The sequence below is a fragment of the Luteibacter sp. P4_E6 genome (genome assembly GCF_056401535.1).
The window spans coordinates 1-16,697 of sequence record NZ_JBFUJE010000002.1 but is presented as its reverse complement, the minus strand read 5'-3'; the positions used below and the strand labels follow the sequence as shown (position 1 = coordinate 16,697).

Annotated in this window: 14 protein-coding genes; 5 read left to right on the top strand and 9 right to left on the bottom strand. The window is 65.2% G+C overall.

Translation table 11 applies throughout. The features are described 5' to 3' along the window. Positions 1–3: 3 nt before the first annotated feature. Positions 4–663 (bottom strand): glutathione S-transferase family protein, encoded by a 660-nt coding sequence (locus tag AC1DT2_RS00295; RefSeq protein WP_477293337.1) that lies wholly within the window; start codon positions 661–663, stop codon positions 4–6. Positions 664–795: 132 nt separating this feature from the next. On the opposite strand from AC1DT2_RS00295, the gene AC1DT2_RS00290 reads away from it, so the two are divergent. Both AC1DT2_RS00290 and AC1DT2_RS00285 read left to right on the top strand, forming a co-directional pair. Continuing rightward, positions 796–2,010: an FAD-dependent oxidoreductase gene (locus tag AC1DT2_RS00290; protein ID WP_477293335.1), complete on the top strand. Its 1,215-nt coding sequence runs from the start codon at positions 796–798 to the stop codon at positions 2,008–2,010. A gap of 78 nt (positions 2,011–2,088) precedes the next feature. Further along, positions 2,089–3,126, top strand: coding sequence for a L,D-transpeptidase (locus tag AC1DT2_RS00285; protein ID WP_213949916.1), 1,038 nt, complete (start codon positions 2,089–2,091; stop codon positions 3,124–3,126). Positions 3,127–3,156: 30 nt separating this feature from the next. Here the strand turns inward: AC1DT2_RS00285 and AC1DT2_RS00280 are convergent, their stop codons facing one another. The 7 genes from AC1DT2_RS00280 to AC1DT2_RS00250 form a co-directional block, all read right to left on the bottom strand. Then, entirely contained in the window at positions 3,157–4,059 is a 903-nt protein-coding gene (locus AC1DT2_RS00280; protein ID WP_477293332.1) for a LysR substrate-binding domain-containing protein, read from the bottom strand. A gap of 142 nt (positions 4,060–4,201) precedes the next feature. Then, on the bottom strand, positions 4,202–4,546 hold the full coding sequence (locus AC1DT2_RS00275; RefSeq protein ID WP_477293330.1) for an MliC family protein: 345 nt from the start codon (positions 4,544–4,546) through the stop codon (positions 4,202–4,204). Then, positions 4,543–5,310, bottom strand: a complete 768-nt coding sequence (locus AC1DT2_RS00270; protein WP_477293328.1) for a bestrophin-like domain — start codon at positions 5,308–5,310, stop codon at positions 4,543–4,545. Before AC1DT2_RS00270 ends, AC1DT2_RS00275 begins: the two co-directional genes overlap by 4 nt. A gap of 113 nt (positions 5,311–5,423) precedes the next feature. Next, the gene (locus AC1DT2_RS00265) at positions 5,424–5,882 is read right to left on the bottom strand and encodes a hypothetical protein (protein ID WP_477293326.1); all 459 of its coding nucleotides are present in this window, start codon (positions 5,880–5,882) and stop codon (positions 5,424–5,426) included. 74 nt (positions 5,883–5,956) lie between these two features. Beyond that, positions 5,957–7,435 (bottom strand): efflux transporter outer membrane subunit, encoded by a 1,479-nt coding sequence (locus tag AC1DT2_RS00260; RefSeq protein WP_477293324.1) that lies wholly within the window; start codon positions 7,433–7,435, stop codon positions 5,957–5,959. Continuing rightward, the gene (locus AC1DT2_RS00255) at positions 7,432–10,632 is read right to left on the bottom strand and encodes an efflux RND transporter permease subunit (RefSeq protein WP_477293322.1); all 3,201 of its coding nucleotides are present in this window, start codon (positions 10,630–10,632) and stop codon (positions 7,432–7,434) included. Before AC1DT2_RS00255 ends, AC1DT2_RS00260 begins: the two co-directional genes overlap by 4 nt. Continuing rightward, positions 10,632–11,762: an efflux RND transporter periplasmic adaptor subunit gene (locus AC1DT2_RS00250; protein WP_477293320.1), complete on the bottom strand. Its 1,131-nt coding sequence runs from the start codon at positions 11,760–11,762 to the stop codon at positions 10,632–10,634. The genes AC1DT2_RS00255 and AC1DT2_RS00250 overlap by 1 nt, the downstream gene beginning before the upstream one ends. 248 nt (positions 11,763–12,010) lie before the next feature. On the opposite strand from AC1DT2_RS00250, the gene AC1DT2_RS00245 reads away from it, so the two are divergent. The 3 genes from AC1DT2_RS00245 to AC1DT2_RS00235 all read left to right on the top strand — a co-directional run bounded on the left by AC1DT2_RS00245 (position 12,011) and on the right by AC1DT2_RS00235 (position 16,202). Next, a complete protein-coding gene (locus tag AC1DT2_RS00245; RefSeq protein ID WP_477293318.1) occupies positions 12,011–14,218 on the top strand; it encodes a toll/interleukin-1 receptor domain-containing protein in 2,208 nt (735 codons plus the stop codon). 42 nt (positions 14,219–14,260) lie between these two features. After that, the gene (locus AC1DT2_RS00240) at positions 14,261–14,410 is read left to right on the top strand and encodes a hypothetical protein (RefSeq protein ID WP_477293316.1); all 150 of its coding nucleotides are present in this window, start codon (positions 14,261–14,263) and stop codon (positions 14,408–14,410) included. Positions 14,411–14,516: 106 nt separating this feature from the next. After that, the gene (locus AC1DT2_RS00235; protein ID WP_477293314.1) at positions 14,517–16,202 is read left to right on the top strand and encodes a hypothetical protein; all 1,686 of its coding nucleotides are present in this window, start codon (positions 14,517–14,519) and stop codon (positions 16,200–16,202) included. Positions 16,203–16,208: 6 nt separating this feature from the next. Here AC1DT2_RS00235 and AC1DT2_RS00230 read toward each other — a convergent pair. Then, positions 16,209–16,697 (bottom strand): GGDEF domain-containing protein (locus tag AC1DT2_RS00230; protein ID WP_477293312.1); only part of this gene is annotated, 489 nt, incomplete at its 5' end.

The following is a 16,697-nucleotide window of genomic DNA, read 5'->3' as shown; positions in this document are numbered from 1 at the left end:
GAATCAGTCGCGGTCAGGTGCGCCAAGGGGAAACAGTGGCCGGTACGGGCGGGCCTCGTCGACGGCGCGGGCGAACGAGGGGCGCGCAAGCAGGCGTCGTCGATAGGCGTGCACGTGCGCGAGCACATCCGGGATCGGGTGCGTCCAGTCGGCGTAGAACAGGAACGGGGCCGCGCCGCAGTCGGCCAGGCTGAAGTGCCCGCCCGCCGCCCACTCGCGGTCGGCCATGACTTTGTCCAGCCATGCATAGGCCGTGTCCAGCATCTGCCGGCAATCGGTGACGCCGCAGGGGTCGCGCTGGCCGCCGGGGCGCAGCACGTCGAACACGATGCGCTGCTGCGGCGTCGAAATGTAGTTGTCGAAGAACCGGTCCATGGCGCGCACCTCCAGTGCGGCCTTGCGGTCCTCCGGCAGCATCGGCGCAGGACCCGGGTGATAGAGGTCGAGGTACTCGACGATGGTGCTCGCCTCGGTGACCGTGCGCTTGCCGTCGACCAGGATCGGAAAGCGGCGCAGCGGCCAAAGATCGGCGAACTCCGCGTAAACCTCGGGCTGCTCAGGGGAAAGCATCTTCCACTCGAACGGCGTGCCGTTCTCGTAGAGGGCCACGAGGGCTTTCTGGCAGTAAGACGAGAAGGGGTGGGCGTAGAGCTTCAGGGGCATCGCATGCACCTCGGTCGGGGACGTGAACGCAGGTTTCTTCTTCACGTCGAACGGGAAGCGGGCATTTCGACACGCGGCGGGCATCGCCGCTGGATCGGTCTTGCTATCCTCCGGTATCAAGGAGGACCACGGATGAAAGTTGCCATCGTAGGCTACGGAACCGCAGGGCAGGCAAGTGCCATCCTGCTGTCCGCGCAGGGACACGACGTCACCGTTTTCGAGAAAAGCCCGACGCTGGGACCGGTTGGCGCGGGTTTCCTGCTGCAACCCACCGGCATCGCCGTGCTGGACCGCCTGGGTCTGGCCGGCCGCGCCATGGCGCTGGGCCAACGCATCGATGAGTTGCACGGCGCCACGCCGCGGGGCCGTCCGGTCATGGCCATGCGTTACAGCGACCGCCGCGCCGGCTGCTTCGGCCTGGGCATGACGCGTGGTGCGCTCTTCGAGCTGTTGCGCGACGCGCACCACGAGGCAGCGCAGGTGCGCACGGGCGTTTTCATCGCCGGCTACGACGCAGCGACGCGCTTTGTCGTCGACAACGACGGCACGCCGCATGGCCCCTTCGACCTGACCATTGCAGCCGACGGGGCGCACTCGGTGCTGCGCGCTCGTTGCGAGAGCCAGGTCAGCCGCGAATCGCTCTATCCGTGGGGCGCCGTGTGGTGCCTGCTGCGCATCGACGACTGGGCCACGCCCACCCACCTGCTGCAACGTTATGCGGGCACCCGCGCCATGATCGGCATGCTGCCGGTCGGCACGCGTCCAGGCCATGACGGTCGGTGGGTGACGTTCTATTTCAGCCTGCCGGGTGAGCGGGTCGATAGCTTCGACGACCTCGCTGTCGCGGCGATGAAGTCCACCGTCGCCGGCATCTGGCCCGAGCTCGCACCGCATCTGGCGCATCTGGAGCATTCCGAGCAGCTCAACCGTGCGCGCTATCGCGATGTGGTGCTGCGCCGGCCGCATCACGATCGTCTCGTCGTCATCGGAGACGCGGCGCACGCCATGAGTCCCCAGTTGGGGCAGGGCGTGAACATGGCCCTGCTGGACGCGGCTGCGCTGGCCGACGCGCTGGCCGAGCACGACGACGTCGATCATGCCCTGGACATCTACCGGCGCCATCGCCACGGTCACGTGCGCATCTACCAGCGCATGAGCCGCTGGCTGACACCGCTGTTCCAGTCGGATCGCACGGCGCTGGGTTGGTGTCGCGATGTGCTGTTCGGACCGCTGGGCAGGATGCCCGGTGCGCGCGGGCCGATGCTGAGCATCCTCACCGGCGAGGCTGGCCATCGTCGAATGCCGGGAGGCGAGGACATGCAAGCGCAGGAGCTTCCCGCTCCGTAGGATGCGCAAAAAACCATACTCGCGCGTTCGGCCACACTCGGTTTACGCTCTGCGCGAAGGGGAACCTCGGAGATCCGGATGAAACGCGTTGCCGCCGCCGTCGTACTGCTCGTGTCGCTCACCACGGCGTCGTTCGCCGCCAATCCCATTCCGGTCTGGGGCGCCAGGCAGTCCAGCCCCGCCGATACCCGTCCGGGTGACCTCAAGCCTGGGCAGTGGATATGGGGTGGGCGGGGTGCCTCGCCCGGCCCGATGGCGGTGATCGTGAGCATCACCGAGCAGCGTGCGTACGCGTATCGCAACGGCATCCTCATCGGGGTGAGCACGGTCAGCACGGGCAAGAAGGGTCACGAAACGCCAACCGGTGTGTTCACCATCCTGCAGAAGGACAAGGACCACCACTCCAAGAAATACGACGACGCACCGATGCCCTACCAGGAGCGCCTGACCTGGGACGGCGTGGCGCTGCATGCGGGCGGCCTCCCGGGCTACCCGGAATCGCACGGCTGCGTGCACATGCCCACCGAGTTCGCGCGGCTGCTGTTCGATGCGACCAACATGGGCATGACGGTGGTCGTCGCCGAGGCAGGGACGGCGCCGGTCACCGTGGTTCACCCCAGCGCGGTGATCCCTATCGACCCACGCAACGGCAGCGACCTGCCACTTGAACCGCTGGCCGATGGTGTGCCGTACCGTTGGAATCCGGACGCTTCGCCCATCGGTCCCATCTCGATGGTACTCAGCGTGGCCGACAGCCGCGTCATCGTCTTCCGCAACGGTATCGAGATCGGCCGTAGCCGTGTCGAAGTGAAGGATCCGCTGATCGGCACGCACGCCTTCATCGTCGCTTCCGGCTATATGCCCGACGCGCCGGAGCGCGCCGGGCTGCACATGCCGAACTGGATCACCATCGGCATTCCCGGCCACGGCGACGAAGCGGGCAAGGTGGTCGATGAAGCGCTGGTCGACCGCGTCTCCGTGCCACGCGAGTTCATGGAGAAGATCGTGCCCCTGCTGGCGCCGGGCTCCGTGCTGCTGGCCACGGACGAAAGCGTGCAGCCGGAAACCACGGGTGGCAAGGTGCAGGTGATCGATTCGAACCCGCCGGGCGTTTGAGTCAGCCGTCCTTCGGGAAGCACCGGTGCGTCAGTGATCGAAGCCGTTCTCGCCGATCGCTTCGACGAGATACGTCACCAGTGAGGCGATGCGCGCCGAGATCGCCGTGTTGCGGTAATACACCGCGTTGATCGGCTGGCGATACTCGATGGTGTGCTTTGGCAGCACCTGCACCAAACGCCYTGAGTCGCGATCCTCGCGCGTCATGAAGTCGGAAAGGCAAACGATGCCGTTGCCTTCGAGCGCGAGCTGGCGCAGCGTTTCCCCGCTGGACGAGCTGATGGTCGGCCTGATGTGTACCGGCTGCTTTTTCTCGTCCAGCAGCGGCCAGTCATTCAAGGTGTCGGGTTCGGTGAAGCCGAGCAGCGAATGCTTCGCCAGTTCGGACACCTTACGTGGCGTGCCGCGTGCTTCGAGGTACGCGGGGCTGGCCAGGCAGCGAATACGGCTGCTGCCGATAGGGCGCGCGTGCAGCGTGGAATCCTTGAGCCTGCCGATGCGTAGCGCCACGTCGGTACGGCGTTCGAGCAGGTCGATATAGCCCTCGTTGCTGTGCAGTTCGAGGTCGACATCGGGAAAGCGTTCGCGATAGCCAGCGATCAGGGGCACCACGACGTGCAGCATGAAAGGTGACGCGGCGTCGATGCGCAGTCGGCCGGCCGGACGGCTGCGACGCGTCGCCATCTGCTCTTCGGCGTTCTCGACCGCAGCGACGATATCGCGCGCGCGTTCGAGAAAGGCCTCACCTTCGTCGGTCAGTTCGATGCGCCGCGTGGTGCGACGGAGCAGGGTAGTCTGAAGCTTCTCTTCCAGCCGGCCGAGCGTTCGGCTTGCCGCCGATACGGTCTGGTCCAGTTGCTGCGCCGCCTTGGTGATGGAGCCGGTATCGACGACCGCGATGAAGTTCTGGATCTCGTCGAGGGTGATGTTCATCGTTGATTTTCGCGAAAGGCTGGTTCGCTTATACGTGGCTTTTTGCGCAAGAGTAAAGCTTCGCCGCTGAAGCGGCTCCCACAGGGGGTTGGGCTCCTGCGGGGCTTGGGCTTCTACGGGCTTGGGCTTCTACGGGCTTGGCTTAGCGCGAGCTGCAGCCTGCGACCGTGGGCTTGTTCGGATCCACGCGGGCATCGTAGAGATTCCCTTCGCGGCCCTTGGTCCACCACACGATCGACCCGGCGGCATAACGCACGCCATCGGCGGCCATCGTGTCGACCAGTAACCTCGGTTTGCCGGCGATCGGCATCAGGGCGAAGCTCTGTCCGTTATCGCCGTTCCAGTAGGTCACGGTGAACGGCTTGCCAGTGGCGCAGTGGTAGGTGGCGACCACGGGCGGACTGAATTTCACCTGCGGAACCATGAGCGAATCCGACGCGGCGCCGGTGGCGACAAGCAGGAAGGCGGCGGACAGGAGGGCTTTCATGGCAGGGCAAGCTCCGTGGCGGCCTGGAGCAGGGGTTCGCCGGATACGCGCAGAACGCCGGTATACGGTGCCTCCAGCTCCATGATCAGGAAGATCGAGCCGGAGAACGCCAGCGCAGCGCAGAACAACACGAGGCGAACGGACGCGTTGTGCATGGCGAACGTACCCATGCCGATGAAGATCAGCACGATCCACGCCGTGACCACGACGAGCAGGAACGTGGGTTCGGACGAGCGTTCGTGCTCGGAGGTCAGGATGCGTTGCTTGCCGAGGTCGGCGGTAATGTCGAGCGCACGCCGCTGAAACCAACGCTTCGCGTCTGTATCCGGTTTCAGGTTGAGGATGGAAGCCTGCAGCTGGGTGATCAGGCTGAGGCTGGTATGCGGCAGGCGGAAAACCACCTTCTGCATCTCACCATCGGGCGCGACCCGCTCCGTGGCATGAGCCAGGAACGCACGGAGGTCCGTACGGATCTGCACCGTCTCCGGGCCGTAGCCCGAGAGCGCGCGATCGAGAAGGAGGATCGACGTGGACACGCCGACGATGCCGTCATTGGCGCGGTCGAAGGTGGCACGCGCCGAGGTGACCATGAAACCGAGGACCAGGGCGGTCAGCGTGGCCATCATGCTGATGCCGAACTGGGCGGCTTTCTGTGCTTCGTAGACGAGGTGATCTTCCGGCATGCGCCGGGCGATCCAGCCACCCAGGATGAGGCTTCCGCACGCCAGCACCAGTACGGCAAGCGAGACGACGATCGCGTACATCGATGATGCTCCCCTTAAGACGTCGACGGTTTGCCGCGCAGCTTATGGTGGCCGCCGTCCGCCCGGCTGCCTTCTCGAATGCCACGGTTTTGTCGGAAACGAAAGGTCGCTCGTCAGGTACCAGCGGCCGCGACGTGATCCGCCGCGCGTTCCGGCGCGGAGCGCACGCTGAGGGTGTACCAGTGTTCCTTGCCCTTGGCGTCGTGGTACTTGCGAAGAACCGGCTCGAGGTCGTTTTCCTCGCACCAGGTCACGAAGGGTTTCCACGCGGCGTTGTACGGGTGCAAAGGATTGCGGATGTCGTAATCCGGCGCCCAGCGGAACGTCTGCAGGATCAGCGCGACCGTGGTGTTCTGGCCCGCCCCCAGCTGGATCGGTTTAACGTCCGTACCGGCGAGGATCCGCGTGGTGAACTGGGTCTTCGCCGTGTCCAGAAACTCCTGGACCAGGCGAAGGTCTTTCTCGGCGGACGGACCCTGCTGGTTCGCTTGTTGCTCGAGGTCGCGCAGGCAGTCGGCCTTCGCGCATCTCTCGGTGACTCGAAGCATCGCACCCAACGTCGTTGCAGCCATGGTGGCGGTCTCCTGAAGCGGATGCGTTGATTATAGGACGGACATCATCGGGGTATCGGCATTGCCGCGTCGCATCATTCCGTCGCGGGCGATGCGGTTGCTGTCGGCGCGTCGCCCCAGCCGCCACCCAGTGCGCGAATCAGGTTCACGGTCGACGTCGCCTGGATACCGCGCAAGCGCACCGCGGTGAGCCGGGCGTTGAGCACCACGCGTTCCGTATCGATGACGTTGAGATAGGCCACGGAGCCGTCTTCGTACTGAAGTTTCGAGAGATCCGCCGCCCGCGTCGATGCGGCCACTTCGTCGCCTTGCACGCGCGTCTGGTCTTCGAGAATGCGCAGGTTGGCAAGGTTGTCTTCCACTTCCTGGAAGGCCACCAAAACCTGCTGGCGGTACTTCGCCACATTCTCCTCGTAACGCGCCTTCGCATTGGCCAGGTTGCCCTTGCGCACGCCGCCGTCGAAGATCGGCAGGTTGGCGGCTGTGCCGACCAGTGGACCGAGCAGGAAGCTGCGGCTCGACCACTTGAACAGATCGCTGAAGGCGGACGACTCGTAACCCCCGGTGCCGGTCAGCACGATGGAAGGAAAGTAGGCTGCGCGGGCGACACCGATGCGGGCGTTCTCCGCAGCCATGGCCCGTTCCGCGGCGGCGATATCCGGGCGCCGTTCGAGAAGCGACGACGGCATGCCGGGAGGGATATGGATCACCACCGGCTCGAGCGGCCGTGGCGCGACCGAGAACTCGGACGGTGCCTTGCCCAGCAGGACGGCCAATGCGTGCTCCGACGCCGCACGCTGCCGCTCCACGGTCATCGCGTCCGAGGTCGCGGAGGCGAGTTCCGCCTTCGCTTGCGCAAGTTCCAGATCGCTCACCTCGCCGGCCTCCGCACGATGCTGAACGAAGGTGAGCGCCTCGTTACGCAGCTCGACGGCGCGGTGATACACGGCCAGTTCCGCATCGAGTTCGCGCAGGTTGAAGTAGTTCTGGGCCACGTCCGCTTGCAGGGCCAGCTGCACGGAGCGGAACAAGGCTTCGCTCTGTTGCGTATCCGCGTGGGCCGCGTGCACGGAGGAAGCGACGCGGCCGAACAGGTCGACTTCGTACGAGATGTTGGCCTGCGCACGCCATACCGTCTGCGCGTCGGGGCGCGGACCACCGGGCGGCACGCCGAGCGAGTCCGGCGTGTTCTGCTGGCGCGATGGACCGAAGCCGGCGGACAGGCTGGGAAAGCGCGCCGCACCGGTCACGCCCTCGATGGCACGCGCCTCCTGTACGCGCGCCGCGGCGGCGGCGAGGTTCTGGTTCGCCTCCAGTGCTTGCCCTTCGAGCTCATTGAGCTGACTGTCGTTGAACACCTTCCACCACTCCCCGCGTGCGGCGTCTTCGGCGGGTACGGCGGTCTGCCAGGTGCCGGCCTCGGCGGGGCTGAGGGTTTCCTTGAATGCCTGCGACTCCGCCGCCGGCGGCACGCTGTACTTCGGAGCCAGGGAGCAGCCGCTCAGGCCAGCCAGCAGCAGACCCCAACAGACGAACGTGGGCAGGGTTTTCATGTCGGACTCCCCGGACCGGCGTCTTCGATGCCGATGACGCGCCCGTTCTTGCCGTGCTTGTCCTCGAGACGATGGCCGCCGGAGAGATGGCGCAGGATCACGTAGAACACCGGCGTCAGCATCAGGCCGAACAGGGTGACGCCAAGCATGCCGAAGAACACGGCGATGCCCATGGCGTGCCGCATCTCCGAGCCCGCGCCCGAGGAAAGCACCAGCGGCAGCACACCCATGATGAAAGCGATCGAGGTCATCAGGATCGGTCGCAGACGCAGGCGGCTCGCTTCGATCGCGGCATCGACAATCGAGCGCCCCTGTATCTCCAGCTCCCGGGCRAACTCCACGATCAGGATCGCGTTYTTCGMCGMSAGRCCCACCAGCACCAYCARSCCSAYCTGGGTGAAGATGTTGTTGTCGCCGCGATCCAGCCACACGCCGATGAGCGCGCAGAGCAGGCTCATCGGCACGATCAGGATCACCGCCAGCGGCAGTGTCAGGCTTTCATAAAGGGCGGCCAGCGTGAGGTAGACCAGCAGCAGGCTCACCGGGAAGACGACCAGCGAGGCATTGCCGGCGATGATCTGCTGGTAGGTGAGGTCGGTCCACTCGAGCTTGAAGCCGCGCGGCAACGTGTCGGCGGCCACGCGCTCGACAGCGGCCTGTGCCTGTCCGGACGAGTAACCGGGTGCGGGGCCGCCGTTGATGTCGGCCGCGGTATAGCCGTTGTAACGCACCACGGATTCCGGACCGAACGTGGTCGAGACCTTCACCAGAGACGCCAGGGGAATCATCTCTCCGTCTGCATTGCGTGTTTTCAGCAGGCCGATATCGGAGGGGTGGGCGCGGAACGGTGCGTCCGCCTGCACGCGTACCTGAAACACGCGACCGAAGCGGTTGAAGTCGTTGACGTACTGCGAGCCGAGAAACACCTGCATGGTGTTGAACACATCGGTGACCGCCACCCCGAGCTGCTTGGCGTTGTCGCGATCCAGGTCCACCTTAAGCTGTGGTACGTCGATCTGATAGTTGGTGAACGTGGGGCCGAGCTCCGGTGCCTTTGCCGCTTTTGCCAGGAAGGCTTTTACCGCATCGTTGAGCGCCGTATAGCCCTGCGCACCCCGGTCCTCGATCTGGAACTTGAAGCCACCCAGCGTGCCCAGACCGAGCACCGGCGGTGGTGGGAACACGGCGATGTAGGCACCCTTGATAGCCGCGTACTTCTGGTTCAATGCCGCAGCGATGGCGCCCGCCGACTCGCCCGTGCCGTGGCGATCCGCAAACGGTTTGAGGGCGAGGAACATCACGACCGAACTGGACGAGTTCACGAAGCCGTTGATCGACAGGCCCGGGTGCTGCACCGCGTGGTCCACGCCCGGTTGCTTCATGCCGATCTCGCCCATCTCCCGGGTGATGACTTCCGAGCGGTCCAGTGAGGCGCCATTGGGCAACTGCGCGATGGCGATGATGTATTCCTTGTCCTGCGCAGGTACGAAGCCGCCCGGCACGATTCGTCCCATCATCACCGCGCCGGCAAGCAGCACCACGTAGAGAATGAGCATGCTGCCCTTGTGTGCAATGACCCGGGTTACGCCATGGCCGTACCCTTCCGACGCGCGGTGGAATCCCTTGTTGAAGACGCGGAAGAATCCACCCAGTCCGCGATCCATCACGCGGGCGAGCCAGTCCTTCGGTTCGTCATGGCCCTTCAGCAGCAGGGCGGCCAGTGCTGGCGAAAGTGTCAGCGAGTTGAACGCCGAGATCACCGTCGAGATGGCGATCGTCATGGCGAACTGCTTGTAGAACTGCCCGGTGAGGCCGGACATGAAGGCAAGCGGCACGAACACGGCGACGAGCGTCAGCGCGATGGCGATGATCGGCCCACTCACCTCGCTCATGGCCTGGTAAGTGGCCTCTCGCGCAGACAGCCCCGACTCGATGTTTCGTTCGACGTTCTCCACGACCACGATGGCGTCGTCGACCACGATACCGATCGCCAGGACCATGCCGAACAAGGACAAGGCGTTGATCGAGTAGCCCAGCAACAACAACAGGGAGAACGTGCCGATGATCGACACCGGCACCGCAAGCAGGGGAATGAGCGACGCGCGCCAGGTCTGCAGGAACAGGATCACCACGAGCACCACAAGGCAGATCGCCTCGATCAGCGTATGAATCACGGCCTCGATGCTGGAGCGGACGAACGTGGTCGGGTCGTAGACGATGCTGTATTCGACGCCCGGCGGCATGTCTTTCTGCAGGTCCTTCATCGCCGTGCGAACATCTTCGGACAGCTGCAACGAGTTCGCACCCGGCAGCTGGAAGATCCACATCGCCACGGCCTGCTTGTTGTCGAGCAACGCACGCGAGCCGAATTCCGCCGCGCCCAGTTCGACGCGGGCCACATCGCGGATATGGGTCAGTGCGCCGTTCGTACTCTTGAGCACGATGTCACCGAACTCCTGCTCACTCTGCAGACGGCCCTTGGCATTGATGCTCAATTGCAAAGGCACCGCGCCGGCCATGGGCGACCCGCCGATGACACCGGCGGCGACCTGCACGTTCTGTTCCCGGATAGCGGCCACGACATCCGACGCCGTGAGGCTACGTTCCGCCAGCTTCTTCGGGTCCAGCCATATGCGCATGGCGTAGTCACCCGATCCCTTGAGCACCACCTGGCCAATGCCATTGAGGCGTTCCAGGCGCTCTTTCACGTTGATCAGGGCGTAGTTGCGCAGATAGGTCTGGTCGTAGCGGGCGTCGGGTGAAATCAGGTGGACCACGAGGGTCAGCGTGGGTGACGACTTGATGGTGGTGACGCCGAGCAACTGCACATCCGGCGGCAGGCGAGGGAGTGCCTGCGAAACGCGGTTCTGCACCAACTGCTGGGCCTTGTCCGGATCGATACCCAGGCGGAAGGTGACCGTCAGCGCCATGTTGCCGTCGCTGCTGGCCTGGGACTGCATGTAGAGCATGCCTTCCACGCCGTTGATCTGCTCTTCCAGCGGCGCGGCGACCGTGTCGGCAATGACCTTGGGGTTGGCGCCCGGGTACGAGGCGTAGACCACGACGGAGGGCGGCACCACTTCCGGGTACTCGGAAATGGGCAGCTGGAACATGGCGATCACGCCGGCCAGGAGGATCAGCGTCGAGAGCACCCCGGCAAAGATGGGCCGGTCGATGAAGAAGCGGGAGATATTCATCAGGGGCTACTCGCCACGGCATCTTCGCCCGCCATGGGAACGACCTTGGCGTGTACCGGATCGCCCGGATGCACGCGTTGCAGGCCGTTCACCACGATCTTCTCTCCCGGTTTGAGGCCTGAATCGACCACGCGCAGGCCATCCACCATCAGGCCAGGGAAAATCTCCCGGTACTGCGCGTGGTCCTTGTCGTCGAGTACCAGCACGAACTTCTTCGCCTGGTCCGTGGAGATCGCGCGGTCGTCGATCAGGACGGCCGGATGCGCCGCGCCACCGCCCACGGCGACGCGGGCGAACATGCCCGGAAGCAGCACGCCATCGGCGTTGTCGAAGGAGGCACGCACGCGGATGGTGCCCGTGGTGCTGTTGAGCTGGTTGTCGACGGAGGCGATCTTGCCCGTGCGCGAGAAGCCCGTCTCGTTGGCAAGCCCGAGTCGCACCGCGACATCGTGGTCGCCTGCCTGGCTGAGGTATTTGAGGTAGGTCTGCTCATCCACGTCGAAGCCGGCGTAGATGGGATTGACCGAGACCAGGGTGGTCAGGGGTGGCGAGCTAAAGCCCGCCGCGACGATATTGCCGACGGTCTGTTCCGCGCGTGACATGCGTCCGTCGACCGGCGCGAAGATTCTCGTGTAACCGAGGTTGACCTTGGCATCCTCGAGGGCGGCCTCGGCCGCCTTGACGTCGGCGGTGGCGACGAGGGCGGCATTGGAGCGGTCGTCGAAGTCGCGTTTGGAGATCGCGTTGCCTTGCAGGAGCTTTTGCGCTCGCTGGGAATCGGCCGAGGTGAACTTCTCATGGGCGTGCGCCGCAGCGAGTTGTGCGGAGGCGCGATCCACCGCCGCCGTATACGTGCGGGGATCGATCAGGAAGAGCGGGTCGCCCTTCTTGACCATCTGCCCGTCCTTGAAATAGACGGCCATGATGGTGCCGGGGACCAGGGCCCGGATGTCCACGTGATCGATCGCCTGCAAGCGGCCGGAGTAGCTCTGCCAGTCGGTGATCGGCTTGTAGACCACCGCGGCCACGTCGACCTCTGCCGGGCCGGCAGCGGGTGCCGCGCCGTGTCCGCTACACGCGGCGAGAACCAAGGCGCAGGCCACCGGAAAGATCAGACGTATACCAACCATGTTGCTTTCCCCACTCCGCCCCGTCGCGAGGGTGCAACGGCAACCTGAGTGTCAGACGGCCATGGGGGGCCGGCTAGCAGGGTTCGGCCGGTTTTTGGCCGAGGGTGCTGCGTGACGAAGGCGTGGAAGCAGGGAGACGGTCTGGGTTGTTCAGGTGGCGTGAAAATGTGCGCTACGTCACACTTCGGTGCTAGCGTGTGCTTTCGGGCCGCTGGGGGAGGCTGCTTCCGACCTGCGGGGTACTGCGCGTGTCGACCGAAGGTTTCATGGGACCGGACTACCGGTACCGCGCCTTCATCAGCTACAGCCACCAGGACACCGCCTGGGCGGCGTGGTTGCACCGCGCCCTGGAAACCTACGCCATACCGGACCATCTCGTCGGCCAGCTCACGGCGGCGGGTGTCATCCCGCGACGCCTTACCCCTGTGTTCCGTGACCGCGACGAACTGGCCAGTGCCGGCGACCTCGGCCGCACGGTCAACGCCGCACTCGCGCAATCGGAATGCCTGCTGGTGATCTGCTCGCCGCAGGCAGCGTCCTCGCGCTGGGTCAACGAGGAAGTGCTCTCGTTCAAGCGCCTCGGCCGCGACGAGCGGATCTTCTGTCTTATCGTCGCCGGCGAACCGAACGCCACCGACCTGCCGGGACGCGAAGCCGAGGAATGCTTCGTTCCGGCGTTGCGCCATCGACTGGATGGCCAGGCCATCGAGCCCATCGCCGCGGATGTGCGGCAGGGTAGCGACGGCAAGCTCAACGCCCTCATCAAACTCGTCGCCGGCATGCTCGGCCTCGGCTTCGACGACCTGAAGCAACGCGAGATGCACCGACGCATGCGCCGCGCCACCGTCCTCGCCGCCGTCGCCCTCTGTGTGATGGCCGTGACCACGGCCCTGGCGATCAGCGCCTTCATCTCGCGGCATGCGGCGGTGGTCGCCAGCCATGTCGCCGAACGTCGCCAGAAAGAAGCGGAGGACTTGGTCAGCTTCATGCTCGGCGACCTCAACGACAAACTGGCCCAGGTATCGCGCCTGGACATCATGGAAGCCGTCGACAACCAGGCCATGAAGTATTTCCAGGCCCAGCCGCTCGACGAAGTGACCGAGCGGGCACTGGAGCAGCGTGCCTCGGCACTGGAGAAGATCGGCAGCGTACGTCTCGACCAGGGCCAACTGGCCGCCGCCATGACCTCGTACCGGGCGGCGCTTGCCGTGGCCACGCGTCTGGCCGACGCCGCGCCGACGAACGTCGACCGGCAGCTGGCGCTCGCCGATGTCTGGGCCTACATCGGCATGACGCAGTGGCGACAGGGCAAGCTCGATGACGCCCAGCGAAGCTTCGCCAGCGCCCAGGCCACGCTGCAACGGGCCGCCGTGCGTGCGCCGGGAAATACACAGCTGGCCTTCCAGCGGGCCACGCTCGACAACAATATCGGCCACGTCATGGAAGCGCGTGGCGAGCTGGACCAGGCCGCCGCCCAGTATCGGCACATGCTCGCCCAGATGCAGGACCTGGTGACGGGCCAGCCGCATAACCCCGACTGGCTCGAGTATCTCGGCTCCGCCTACAACAACCTCGGCAAGCTCGCCCTCATGCGCGGTGACCTCGCCGAGGCGGTCGCCCAGTACGGCGCGGACGAGCGCATCCAGTCCGGGCTCTCGGCCTCGGATCCGAAAAACATGAGCCGCCGCGACAACCTGCTCACCGTCTACGCCATCCTCGGACGCACACAGGCGCTCACCGGCGATGTGGCCGCGGGCATGGCGCGTCTGCAGCAAGCGGTGGATATGGCGACGCAACTGGGTGCGCTCGACCCGAGCAATACCGACTTYCAGGATCACGCGGCGTTGTATGCGACGCAGCTGGCGCGCCTTCGCCGCCTCACGGGCGATCTTCCTGCCGCCACCGCGCTCACCACCAAGGCGCTCGCGACCTTCGCCGAGCTGACACGGCATGACCCCGATAACGCCGCGTGGCAGCGTGAATACGCCGAAGCCCAGCTGGAGCACGCGGCGCAACTCGGTGACGCCGGGCAGCAGGATGACGCGCGCGACCACGCAGCGATGGCATTGCGTGCGCTCGATCCGCTGATGGCAAAACTGCCTGACGACCGTTCGACCCTACTGGCGGGTGTCGCAGCACGACTCTCGCTCGCGGCCGTCACCACGGACACGCAGGCTGCCCTGCAACTCCGTACGGAAGCCCTGGATAGGGTGCAGGCAGCGAAGAGCGGTCAGGGTGACCCTCGCCTGCAGGCGCTTCGCGCCGAGACGTTGTTGGCACTGACGCGCAGGCCGGATGCCACAGCCGTCATCCAACGCCTCTGGGCCAGCGGCTACCGCGACGCAGGGCTGTTGCGCGTACTCAGGCGCGAGCACATCGACTATCCGGTCAACCAGGCGTTCCAGCACGAACTACTCGTGGCCACCGGCGGCGAGCCACTGCAAGAGAAGGAGTAACAGGGCCGTCCCACATCACCATGCACTCAACGGGAGTACGTCATGTCCAAGCTTGGCAACCCGCAAGACCAGGACGAACCGAACGACCCCCTCGACGAAGAGACCGAGACCTCGCGCGAGCACGACGCCGACGAAGAGCGGGGAGGCGGCCCGTCCAAGGTGACCACTAACCCGGGCATCAAGAACACCTGAGCCCATGCGACAGCACACCGATCCAGGCGGCAGGGACCCGATCGGTTCCTTCGGTGGTGACCGGCGACGGTCGCCGCCTGGGGAGCATGCACACGCAAAATCCGCCATGACCCCGCTGGTCATCGGCGTTACCGGCCACCGCGACATCCCCGCCGACGAACTCGAGCCGATCCGGCAGCGCGTGCGTGCCTTCTTTACCCAGGTACGCGAGGAATTTCCCGAACTGCCGCTGGTGGTGCTTTCGGCGCTGGCCGAGGGAGGTGACCAGTTGATCGCCGAAGAGGCCTTGTCCTCCGGCGCACGCCTGATCGCCCCACTTCCCTTACCGCCGGCGCTGTATGTCGACGACTTCTCGACGCCAGCCGTCMGCGCCAACTTCGATGTCCTGTGTAGCCATGCCGAGGTGGTGCTTCTTCCACGGTTGATGGATCAGCCTCACCATGTGATCGGCTCCCGCGGCGCCGCACGCGACCGTCAGTACGCCAAGGCGGGGGTCTACATTGCCAGTCACTGCCACGTGCTGCTCACCATCTGGGACGGCAACGGAGCCGCCGGGCTCGGTGGCACCGCACAGATCGTGCATTACCACCTCACCGGCACACCGCCGGGCCTGGTGCTGCGACACGCTCATTCGCGTCACGTGCTCACGGGAAGCGACGAGAGCTTGCTATATCACATCGTCTGCTCGCGCGACGACGAGGGACCGGCGTCGGGCCTCCAACCGCTGCAGGCAGGCTGGCGCAGCGCAGAGAACATGGCGTTCCAGACAAAGCTGCCGGACGACTTCCGGCTGATGTTCTCGCGCATGGCGGAATTCAACGACGAGTGCGCCCGTCACGCAGCGGCGATCGATGATGCACCGCGCGAGATGGCAGGCGCACCCACCGGATCGACGGCTGAGATCGACCAGCTGTTTCACGCCGCCGACTGGCTGGCAGTGCACTTCCGCCGTCGCGTCGTCATGGCCATGCGCCTCACCTATACGCTGGCCGGTCTCATGGGTATCGCCTTTACCTTCTACGCGCACCTGCTGGGAAACAACTTCCTGATCTACCTGTTCCTCGTCATGTTTGCCACGGGCGGCGCTGTCGCCATCCTCGCGCATCGACGCGGGTGGCATCGAAAGTACCTCGACTATCGCGCGCTGGCGGAAGGCCTGCGTATCCAGTCCTGCTGGCGCCGTGCGGGCATCGTTGCGAGTGCGGACCATGAGTTCGCGCACGACAATTTCCTGCAGAAGCAGAACATCGAACTGGGTTGGATACGCAACGTGATGCGCGCCGCCAGCCTCCACCCGTCGACCCATCCGGATGTCCCGACCAACGAGGATCTCGCCGCTGTCATCGCCGAATGGGTGGGCGAATCTGGAACATCGGGACAGCTCCACTACTACGAGCGCAAGAGTGCCGAACGCAGCGGCGTGCACCACATCACGGAAACCATCGGGCGCGTTAGCCTGTGGGGCGGCATCACCATCAGCGTATTTCTCGCCGCATTCGCCCTGAAACTGGGCGAGGAAGCCAAAGTGGTCCTGGTCACCATCATGGCCGTGCTATCGATCATCGCCGCCGTGCGCGAAGCCTATTCCTATCGCAAAGCCGACCGCGAGCTGATTCGTCAGTACCGCTTCATGCAACGTATCTTCGCCAGCGCGCGGGCCGCCCTCGACCGCACCCAGGACCCCGTGCAACAACGTGCCATCCTGCTGTCGCTGGGCGATGCGGCACTGACGGAACATGCGGAGTGGACCTTGATGCAACGCGAGCGCCAGGTGGAGCACAGCAAACTCTAGCGCGACTCAGGCCGCCGTAGCGGTGTCGTTCTCGGAATCGGCGATGACACGATTACGGCCGGCGCGCTTGGCGCGGTAGAGCGCGGCATCGGCTTCACGACAGAGGCGCTGTAGTTCGTAACCGCATCGATCCGTCGAGGCCACACCTACGCTGGCCGAGAGCGACACGACGCGCCCGTCGTCCTCGACGGGTGTCGCTTCGATGGCGACGCGCAGGCGATCGGCTGTCGCCACTGCCTGGCTGCTTGAGCAGCCGACGAGGAGAATGGCGAACTCTTCGCCGCCAAGGCGACCGAACAGGTCGATCGGGCGAAGGAACTGCTTGAGGATGGCTACGGTGCGCTTGAGCACGACGTCGCCCATGGCGTGGCCATGTGTGTCGTTGACKTSCTTGAAGTGATCGAGGTCGATGGAGATCAGGCAGGCGCTGCCGAGTTTCTTCTCCTGGATGCGAAGAACGCGTTCGGCTTCGCTCATGAAATGCTGGTGGTTGAG

Bases quoted from the DNA above. Each gene is read 5' to 3' on its own strand.
- AC1DT2_RS00240 (WP_477293316.1), top strand. From the start codon at position 14,261: ATGTCCAAGCTTGGCAACCCGCAAGACCAGGACGAACCGAACGACCCC.
- AC1DT2_RS00270 (WP_477293328.1), bottom strand. From the start codon at position 5,310: ATGTACGCGATCGTCGTCTCGCTTGCCGTACTGGTGCTGGCGTGCGGA.
- AC1DT2_RS00285 (WP_213949916.1), top strand. From the start codon at position 2,089: ATGAAACGCGTTGCCGCCGCCGTCGTACTGCTCGTGTCGCTCACCACG.
- AC1DT2_RS00260 (WP_477293324.1), bottom strand. From the start codon at position 7,435: ATGAAAACCCTGCCCACGTTCGTCTGTTGGGGTCTGCTGCTGGCTGGC.
- AC1DT2_RS00250 (WP_477293320.1), bottom strand. From the start codon at position 11,762: ATGGTTGGTATACGTCTGATCTTTCCGGTGGCCTGCGCCTTGGTTCTC.
- AC1DT2_RS00275 (WP_477293330.1), bottom strand. From the start codon at position 4,546: ATGAAAGCCCTCCTGTCCGCCGCCTTCCTGCTTGTCGCCACCGGCGCC.
- AC1DT2_RS00295 (WP_477293337.1), bottom strand. From the start codon at position 663: ATGCCCCTGAAGCTCTACGCCCACCCCTTCTCGTCTTACTGCCAGAAA.
- AC1DT2_RS00265 (WP_477293326.1), bottom strand. From the start codon at position 5,882: ATGGCTGCAACGACGTTGGGTGCGATGCTTCGAGTCACCGAGAGATGC.
- AC1DT2_RS00290 (WP_477293335.1), top strand. From the start codon at position 796: ATGAAAGTTGCCATCGTAGGCTACGGAACCGCAGGGCAGGCAAGTGCC.